Genomic DNA, 9352 nt, shown 5'->3' with positions numbered 1-9352 from the left:
CTTCAATCGCTGCATTCAGCGCCAGTAAATTGGTTTGTTCCGAAACACCACGAATCACGTCCAGAATACCGCCGATTTGCTGAGTGTTGCCTGCCAGTTTGCGGATCACTTCTGCCATGTTGTTCATGTCAGTGGCCAGCTGCTGAATATTATCTTGCGCCGACATGACCACGCTCTGGCCCGTCGCCGTTTCATTCGCGGCATTGTTGGCTGAATCCGCCGCATGGGCAGCATTGGCCGCGATTTCGTTTACCGTCGCTCCCATTTCATTGATGGCAGTAACCACCAACATGGTACGGTCACGCTGACTTTGGCTCTGATTCTGGGTCATTTGTGCTTGTTCAGCCACGACAGATGCCGAGTTGTTCAGTGATTGACTGGTGGCAGCTACGTCACCCACCACCTGATGGATTTTGCTGACGAAACCATTGAAGCCCTGCGCAAGCTGGCCGATTTCGTCGTTGCTTTTGACTTCAAGACGTTGGCGGAGATCGCCTTCACCTTCACCGATATCACGGAAAACTTTCGCCAGATCGGAGATAGGACGGGTGATGGTTGATGCAAGGAATACCGCAGCAACAGCAATCAGCGCACACACCAAGACGGACAGCAGAATGATCTGTTGCGCCGTGCTGGTGAGCTCATCGTAAACCTCATCGGTAGGTACTTCCGCCACGACAAACCAGTCAAGAGAAGGGATGTAGCTAGAGGCCAACAGAACATCACGCTCATTGGTTGAGGCTTCAATCAGGTTAAAGTCACGTTGAATTAACAGGTCGCGAACATTTTCCTGATACATCTGCGCGATGTTACTGTTGCCCATGTGGACACTGTCGCGGTGCAATTGCACACGACCATCGCGAGAAACCATAAACACAAAACCGCTTTGCTCAACTTTGAACTGGTTCAAAAAGCTGACCATTTTATCCATCGAGCGGGACAGACCAGCCAATAGGGGGCCGTTAAGCTGTTGGTAGTTTACAAACAGCTTCAGGTCGCCGTTATCTTCCCGGTATACGCTGGTGGTGCGTGCTTTGCCGCTGCTGACCAGTTTAAAGAACCAGGAACTGTCTTCTGGTTTCAGCTGGCGTAGAAAGCCGTCCTGGTTCCAGTAGTCACCGTTTGCACGATTGGCGACAGAAGCATCCGTTAACTGGTATTGTTGTTTAAGTGACTGAAGGGTGTCGACGATATCTGATTTCGCGCGAGGGTCTCCCGCAGCCTGAACGGCGGTTGCCATCATTGGCATGCTGGCCAGTTGCTCTGCGGCGGCTTTCAGTTGGGTGACACTTTGCTCCACTTCTTCACGGATATTGGTGAGAAGTAGCGGCAGCTCATTGTCGAGCAGACGCGCCTCTACCATATCGTGGGCTTTGGTGAGACTCAGGAAACTGACGAGGGTGGTGGATGCGATAACCGCTGAGATCATCGCGAAAATGAGTTTCTGTTTTATAGTTAACCGCGTGAAATTCATACTTTTCTCCGTGGTGCCGATATGAGCTCGGCGTTATGTGTCGCTTTTAAGGAACATCAAAATTGCAAGGCAGCAAAAAAATGTTGATTAGGCTTCTAAAGGGCAGGTTGGTTACTGCAGTGATTCTGTTGTCGGCCACGCTGTCTGCATCTTTAGCGTTTGCGGAAAATAATTCTCAAAGACCAACAGTTGGATTGGTGCTTGGTGGGGGAGGCGCGAAAGGCGCGGCGCACGTGGGTGTGCTTAAGGCATTGGAAGAAATGCATATCCCTGTCGACTACATTGCCGGTACCAGTATGGGTGCCTATGTAGGTGGACTTTATGCCACGGGCATGAGCGCGGATGAAATCGGCGCTATGATGGAATCCCTGGATTGGAATGAAGGTTATCAAGACAGGGTTTACCGGGGGGATAGGCGCATCCGCGACAAAGAACATGAAGATCGCTACAACCTCTCCACTAACCTTGGCTTCGACTTTAAAAGTCTAAAAACACCCCAAGGGGTTGTACAGGGTCAGAATATGATCCGTATTCTTCGAGAGTCGACGGGCAATCTGCCTTCCTTTGAATCGTTTGACCAAATGGTGGTGCCTTACCGCGCTGTGGCCACAGACATTGAACGCCTGATCCCTGTGGTGATCGGTGATGGTCAACTGACCGAAGCCATGCTGGCGAGTATGGCGGTTCCGGGGGCGTTACCTCCCGTAGAGCTCGAAGGCCACTATCTCGTTGATGGCGGTCCCGTGAATAATCTGCCAGTGGATGTGGCAAAAGCACTGGGCGCAGATATAGTTATTGCCGTTGATATCAGTACCGACTATTACCCAGCGGAAGAGCTTGGCTCTTACCTTCAGGTTATGAACCAATTGGTGAACTTTATGGTTCGCCAGAGTACGGAAAAGCAAATCTCTAACATGGATAAAGGCGATTTCCTACTGACGCCTGATGTCGGGGACATGGAAACCACCGAATTTGATCGTGTGCCGGAAGCGCTGCAGAAAGGCTATGAGATTGCCATGGTCAACCGCGATGCTCTGGAAAGGATCAGCATGACTTCTGGTGAGTATCAGGAGTATGTGGAAGAGAAACAAAAGCGCCGCAGACTGATGCTTTATGGGGATACGCTGGATGTTGATCGTATCGTGATTAATAACGACACCAGTTTCTCTGACGAAGTGCTTAAAGCTCGCCTAAACCTACAAACGGGCAAAATGGATTCCGAAAATCTCGAGAAATCGGTGCAGAATCTTTACGCCCTCGACCGTTTTGAAACCGTGCGTTATCACCTTGAACAGGAAGGTAAGGAAAACGTACTGGTCGTTGATGTGGCCGAAAAGAGCTGGGGGCCGAATTTTGTCGACTTCCGCTTTGCTCTTGAAGATAACTTCGAGTCAGACACCAATTTCTCTGCAGGTGTCAGCATCAATACCACAGGGCTGTCTGATTATGGTGCAGAGCTGCGATCCACCTTTGAGTTGGGCTCTGACAAGAAAGCCCAAGCCGAGCTGTATATACCGTTTTCTGCAGAGCAGACTTTCTTCGCTGAAATACTCGGCGGATTGGAGGTAAGAGAGCGCAATGCCTATTACCGTGGTGATCAAGAGCCAGTATTGGGTAGTGATAGCTTTGCCATCGGTACTCGCTACAGCGAAGTGATTGGGGACGCCAGCGTAGGTTGGCAGCCAAAGCTTTGGGGAGAGTTCAAGCTTGGTTACCGTCACGTTTATGGTGAAGAGAAGTTGGCGAACAGCCTGTCCCTGACGAGCGATTATGAACGTTCGATGCCCTATCTCTCCTTTACGCTAGATACCTTGGATAACAGGGTGTTTCCAAACATCGGTGGATATATCGACGCCTCTCTGGGTTATGCAAAGGACAAGGTCGATTATCAGGGTGATCGCGAAGAAAGCGAAGCGGCAGTGTTGAACGTGGAAGGAATTTACGCCCAGACCTGGCGAAAACATACCCTTTACGGCAAAGCAAAATACGGCACCATCAACGCGCGTGTCGGGAATGTGCTTATTGAACCTCACGAGCTTGGGGGCTTTCTGAACCTGTCAGGTATTCCAAGAGATTCGCTCTGGGCGAACAATATCGCTTACAGTGCGTTGGTTTACCGCTATCGCCTGCTGGATAACGACTTTGGTTTGTTTAAATCTCCTGTGTATTTAGGGACTTCCCTTGAGTACGGTGGAGTGTGGAACAACCCAGATTTTTCACTAAAAGATATACCGTTTTACACGGCAGGCAGTATATTTGCTGGGGTCGATTCACCGTTGGGACCCATCATTGTCGCCTATGGTCGTACAGAAAATGATCTCGATTCGTTCTATTTTATAGTCGGGTCCCACTTCTAAAGGACGCAGAGAACGAGGCGGCCGCTTCGTTCTCACTGATAAACCAATTGTTTCATTCCGTGCCTGGAATTTAAAATTTGGTTAAAAAGTGATAACATGCCTGCTCCGTTACGCAGGGCACCATAGAAAGATAGCTACCTCCTACATTTCATCCGGTGCCTGCGAGCCGAGCTTTATTCCAAGGATGTCTGGCCGCGACGGCCGGACCGCAATATGAGGAAAACGTCGTGCTTGAAGCCTATCGTAAACACGTCGAAGAACGTGCTGCTCAGGGCATCGTCCCTAAACCACTTGATGCGGAGCAAACCGCAGCCCTAATTGAATTGCTCAAGAACCCACCAGCCGGTGAAGAAAGCACCATTGTCGATCTACTGGAAAACCGTATCCCACCGGGTGTTGATGAAGCAGCCTATGTTAAAGCTTGCTTTCTGGCAGCTGTAGCGAAGGGCGAAGATAGCTCTCCGCTGATTAGCCAAGAACGTGCGGTCGAACTGCTTGGTACCATGCAAGGTGGTTACAATATCGAGCCGTTAGTCTCTCTGCTGGATGACGATAAGTTAGCGCCAATTTCGGCTAAAGCGCTCTCTCACACTCTGCTGATGTTCGATGCTTTCTACGATGTAGAAGAAAAAGCGAAAGCGGGTAACGCATTTGCGAAGCAGGTGATGGAGTCTTGGGCGGAAGCTGAGTGGTTCCTTTCCAAGCCGAATGTTCCTGAAAAAGTCACCCTGACAGTATTTAAAGTGACTGGTGAAACCAACACTGACGACCTTTCACCAGCACCAGATGCATGGTCTCGTCCAGACATCCCACTGCACGCACTGGCGATGCTGAAAAACGAGCGCGACGGTATCAATCCAGACCAAGCGGGTGTAGTTGGCCCAATCAAGCAAATTGAAGCGCTGAAAGAAAAAGGTCACCAACTGGTTTACGTGGGTGATGTTGTCGGTACGGGTTCATCGCGTAAGTCTGCGACCAACTCTGTGCTTTGGTTCATGGGCGATGACATTCCAAACGTTCCAAACAAGCGCGCAGGCGGTTTCTGTCTGGGTGGCAAAATTGCCCCTATCTTCTTCAACACCATGGAAGATGCTGGCGCACTGCCAATCGAGCTGGACGTTTCCAAGCTGAACATGGGCGATGTGATTGATATCTACCCGTTCAAAGGTGAAGTTCGCAGCCACGGCTCTGATGACGTGCTGTCTACGTTCTCTCTGAAAACCGATGTACTTTACGATGAAGTACGTGCGGGCGGCCGTATTCCTCTGATCATCGGTCGTGGTCTGACAGACCGTGCACGTGAAGCGCTGGGTCTGGAGCCATCTGACGTATTCCGTCGTCCACAACCAGTGGCTGACTCTGGCAAAGGCTTTACCCTTGGTCAGAAGATGGTTGGTAAGGCATGTGGCGTTGAAGGTATCCGCCCAGGTACTTACTGTGAGCCTAAGATGACTACAGTCGGTTCTCAGGACACCACCGGTCCTATGACCCGTGATGAGCTGAAAGATCTGGCATGTCTGGGCTTCTCTGCTGACCTGACTATGCAGTCTTTCTGTCACACTTCGGCGTATCCTAAGCCAGTTGATGTGAACACTCACCACACGCTGCCAGATTTCATCATGAACCGCGGCGGTGTTTCCCTGCGTCCGGGTGATGGTGTTATCCACTCATGGCTGAACCGTATGTTGCTGCCAGATACTGTAGGTACCGGCGGTGACTCACACACCCGTTTCCCACTGGGCATTTCATTCCCAGCAGGTTCTGGTCTGGTTGCATTCGCAGCGGCGACAGGTGTAATGCCTCTGGATATGCCAGAATCAATCCTTGTTCGTTTCAAAGGTGAAATGCAGCCAGGCATCACTCTGCGTGACCTTGTGCATGCGATCCCTTACTACGCCATCAAGCAAGGCCTGCTGACCGTAGAGAAAGCCGGTAAGATCAACGCATTCTCTGGTCGCATTCTGGAAATCGAAGGTGTTGAGCACCTGACGGTTGAGCAGGCATTCGAACTGTCTGATGCATCAGCAGAGCGTTCTGCTGCAGGTTGTACTGTGAAGCTGTCTCAAGAGTCAGTGGCAGAGTACCTGTCTTCTAACATCGTGATGCTGAAGTGGATGATCAGCGAAGGCTACGGCGACCGTCGTACCATCGAGCGTCGTATTTCTGCGATGGAAGCATGGCTGGCGAACCCAGAGCTGATGGAAGCTGACGCAGATGCAGAATATGCAGAAGTGATCGAAATCGATCTGGCTGAGATCAACGAGCCAATCCTTTGTGCACCAAATGACCCAGATGATGCACGTCTGCTGTCTGACGTTGCTGGCGACAAGGTCGATGAAGTATTCATCGGTTCTTGTATGACCAACATCGGCCACTTCCGTGCAGCAGGTAAACTGCTGGATAAATTCGGTGGCACGCTGGAAACCCGTCTTTGGGTAGCTCCACCAACTAAGATGGACCGTGACCAGCTGACCGAAGAAGGCTATTACGGTATCTATGGCCGTGCAGGCGTACGTATCGAAACTCCGGGCTGTTCACTGTGTATGGGTAACCAAGCGCGTGTTGCTGATAAGGCAACCGTACTGTCTACCTCTACCCGTAACTTCCCGAACCGTCTGGGTACAGGTGCGAACGTTTACCTGTCTTCTGCTGAGCTGGCATCTGTTGGTGCTATCTTGGGTCGTATCCCAACGGTTGAAGAGTATCTGGAATACGCGAAGCAAATCGATGCGACAGCGGCAGATACCTACCGTTACCTGAACTTCCACCGTATGGATCAATACACCAAGAAAGCGGACGAAGTGATTATTCAAGCAGCCGTTTAATGCTTGAATAACTGATAAAAGAAAGCCTCCCAATTGGGAGGCTTTGTTCGTTATGGGGGATACTGATTTCCTGAGACTAGGACTTAGAGCCTAGCTTCAATGTTCTCGCTACATTCTGGGCGGTCAGCTCAACATTCTTTTTGGCATTAGCCAGCGCATCTTCCAAGGTACATGCACCTGATACCACGCTGAACAACGCATCGATCCCGTGGTCATACACCACAACGCTATCTTGAGTGATGCTACCTGCGATGCCGATGACTGGCAGGTTAAATTGCTTGGCACAGCGTGCTACACCAATTGGGGTTTTGCCGCGAATAGTTTGGCTGTCGATACGGCCTTCGCCTGTGATGACCAGATCTGCATCTTTCAGCTGCTCAGACAGGTTAACGGCATCCATGACGATTTCGATACCCGGACGCAGGTCGGCATTGAAAATGCCCATTAATGCTGCGCCCATACCACCTGCTGCACCGGCACCTGCGCAGTTTTTCACATCACTGCCAAGCTCTGATTTCATTATGTCAGCATAGATAGCAAGGTTGGCATCCAACGTGTTTACCATCTCCGGTGTGGCCCCTTTTTGCGGACCGAAAACCGCTGACGCGCCTTTTTCACCGCACAGTGGGTTGTCGACATCACAAGCGACTTCAAGTTTCACGCTCTTGAGGCGTGAGTCGACATCGCTGCAATCGATGGTGTGAAGACTTGCCAATGCGCCGCCACCAAAGCCAATCGCTTGTCCGTCTTTGTCCAACAGTTTAACGCCAAGTGCCTGAGCCATACCTGCACCACCATCGTTGGTTGAGCTGCCGCCGATACCGACAATCAGGTGCTTAGCGCCATGATCCAGTGCTGCTTTAATCAGTTCACCCGTACCGAAGCTGGTGGTTACCAGAGGGTTGCGCTCTTTGGATGGAACCAAATGAAGACCTGAAGCGGCAGCCATTTCGATAACAGCGGTTTCGCCATCACCCAGCAGACCAAAGAAGCCTTCAACGGGTGTACCAAGTGGGCCTGTGACACTGACTTGAATAATGTTACCGCCAGTGGCATCGACCAGTGATTGCACGGTGCCTTCGCCGCCGTCTGCCATGGGCAGTTTGGTGAAGCGACAAGTTGGAAGAACAGTCTTAAAGCCGTTTTCTATGGCCTGAGCGACTTCTGCGGCACTCAGGCTTTCTTTAAAAGAGTCAGGGGCAATGACGACATGCATTCTTGGGCTCCAAAAAACAAATTACAGAAGTATTAAACTAAGAATATAGACGGTGATAATGCCCGTCATACCTTGGATAAGGGTGGCTATGGTTTGCGCGCGGTATGCAGTGCTCACCGACATTTTGCTGAACTGGGTAACGACCCAGAAGAAGCTGTCATTGGCATGTGAGACTGTCATTGCTCCAGCTCCAATCGCCAGCACGGTCAGCACGCGTCCCATTTCGGTCGCCAATCCTAGGTCGCCTAGCATCGGTGCAACCAGTGCAGATGTGGTGACCAAAGCAACGGTTGATGAACCTTGCGCTGTTTTCAAAGCGGCGGCCACGATAAATGGCATAAACAGACCGATGCCCAGAGTAGAGAGCGTCTCGCCCAGTTGAGGCCCCACACCAGTTGCTTTAAGCACGGCACCGAATGCGCCACCTGCACCCGTGATCAGCAGGATTGGAGCAGCAGTAGAAATCGCATCGGAAACCTGAGCAGTCAGCGCTTCACCTTTCGTTGGTTTATCTTCCGATGTTTTCACCAGTGGTAGGGCAATGAATAGGCCAACAACCAGTGCATTAAGTGGTGAACCCAGGAAAGCCAGTACGGTTTTTAATGTGCCGTCACCAAGAGGAGCACTTGGGTAATTAGCGATTGAGCCGAGGCAGATGAGGACGATAGGGATCAAGATAGGTGAGAAGGCCTGAGCAGCTGTTGGTAATTTCCCATAGCGGGCTTTCAGCGTTTCGTAACACTCTGCTACTTCGTCATCTTCACCACACTCGTAGCGTGAAGATGCGTAGTTTGCCCAAGCCAGACCAGCCAGAGCGGTAGCCGCCGCGACAATCAGCCCTAAACCAATGACCAGCCCTAAATTGTTTGTCAGATCGAGGTTACCGGCTGCGGCAATAGGGCCTGGAGTTGGCGGAACAAAAGTGTGTGTGGCATACAGGCCGGTTGCAAGCGCAACACTCATGCCGACAGCCGAAACGCCCATACGCTTGGTCATGGCGCGTTTTAGGGAGTTCAAAATTACATACCCTGAATCACAAAATACGGGAATGGACACCAGATAACCTATCAGTGACATGGTCAGTCTAGGAAAGCGATCACCAAGCAGTTTGATAATGGTATCTGCCATCGTGATGGCCGCGCCAGAGCGTTCAAGGATAGTACCGATAATGGTACCCAGCATGATCACCAGACCGATATAGCCCAGAATACCGCCAAAGCCACCACTGATGGTTTTAGCAATACTGTCCAGTGGCAGGCCCGAAAGTAATGCAGTTAAAAAGGCGGCACCAAGTAGTGCGAGAAAGGGGTGAATTTTAAACTTGGACGTTGATAGCACCACAAAGGCGATGGCTACCAATAACACGATAACGAGTTCCATGGGTGAGTCTCCTTGTAGGGTAATGGCATTTGTTATGTTGTTATCGTGTGTATTTTCCAGACTGATATTGATGAAAACTATGTTTGTAAATACAAATTAC

Annotated in this window: 5 protein-coding genes; 2 read left to right on the top strand and 3 right to left on the bottom strand. The window is 50.8% G+C overall.

Going from position 1 to position 9352, the window contains the following annotated elements:
• Nucleotides 1-1474 (bottom strand): methyl-accepting chemotaxis protein (locus tag RN22_RS11560; protein WP_046304388.1); only part of this gene is annotated, 1474 nt, incomplete at its 3' end.
• A gap of 80 nt (nucleotides 1475-1554) precedes the next feature.
• Between RN22_RS11560 and RN22_RS11555 the strand changes: the two genes are divergently transcribed.
• Nucleotides 1555-3831: a patatin-like phospholipase family protein gene (locus RN22_RS11555; protein WP_046304391.1), complete on the top strand. Its 2277-nt coding sequence runs from the start codon at nucleotides 1555-1557 to the stop codon at nucleotides 3829-3831.
• A 227-nt stretch (nucleotides 3832-4058) separates the two neighbouring features.
• Nucleotides 4059-6656, top strand: a complete 2598-nt coding sequence (acnB, locus tag RN22_RS11550) for a bifunctional aconitate hydratase 2/2-methylisocitrate dehydratase (RefSeq protein WP_046304387.1) — start codon at nucleotides 4059-4061, stop codon at nucleotides 6654-6656.
• Between the two features lie 76 nt (nucleotides 6657-6732).
• Here the strand turns inward: acnB and RN22_RS11545 are convergent, their stop codons facing one another.
• Complete coding sequence (locus tag RN22_RS11545; RefSeq protein WP_046304386.1) at nucleotides 6733-7872, bottom strand: glycerate kinase; 1140 nt, start codon at nucleotides 7870-7872, stop codon at nucleotides 6733-6735.
• A 21-nt stretch (nucleotides 7873-7893) separates the two neighbouring features.
• Nucleotides 7894-9252 carry a GntP family permease gene (locus tag RN22_RS11540; protein WP_046304385.1) on the bottom strand — a complete coding sequence of 453 codons (1359 nt, stop codon included), beginning with the start codon at nucleotides 9250-9252 and terminating at the stop codon, nucleotides 7894-7896.
• Nucleotides 9253-9352: the final 100 nt, after the last annotated feature.

The organism is Grimontia sp. AD028 (assembly GCF_000973155.1).
GTDB lineage: Bacteria > Pseudomonadota > Gammaproteobacteria > Enterobacterales > Vibrionaceae > Enterovibrio > Enterovibrio indicus.
This window is presented reverse-complemented; position numbering and strand designations above follow the sequence as displayed.

Coding starts and splice junctions, on each gene's coding strand:
- RN22_RS11555 (WP_046304391.1), top strand. CDS start 1,555: ATGTTGATTAGGCTTCTAAAGGGCAGGTTGGTTACTGCAGTGATTCTG.
- RN22_RS11545 (WP_046304386.1), bottom strand. CDS start 7,872: ATGCATGTCGTCATTGCCCCTGACTCTTTTAAAGAAAGCCTGAGTGCC.
- RN22_RS11540 (WP_046304385.1), bottom strand. CDS start 9,252: ATGGAACTCGTTATCGTGTTATTGGTAGCCATCGCCTTTGTGGTGCTA.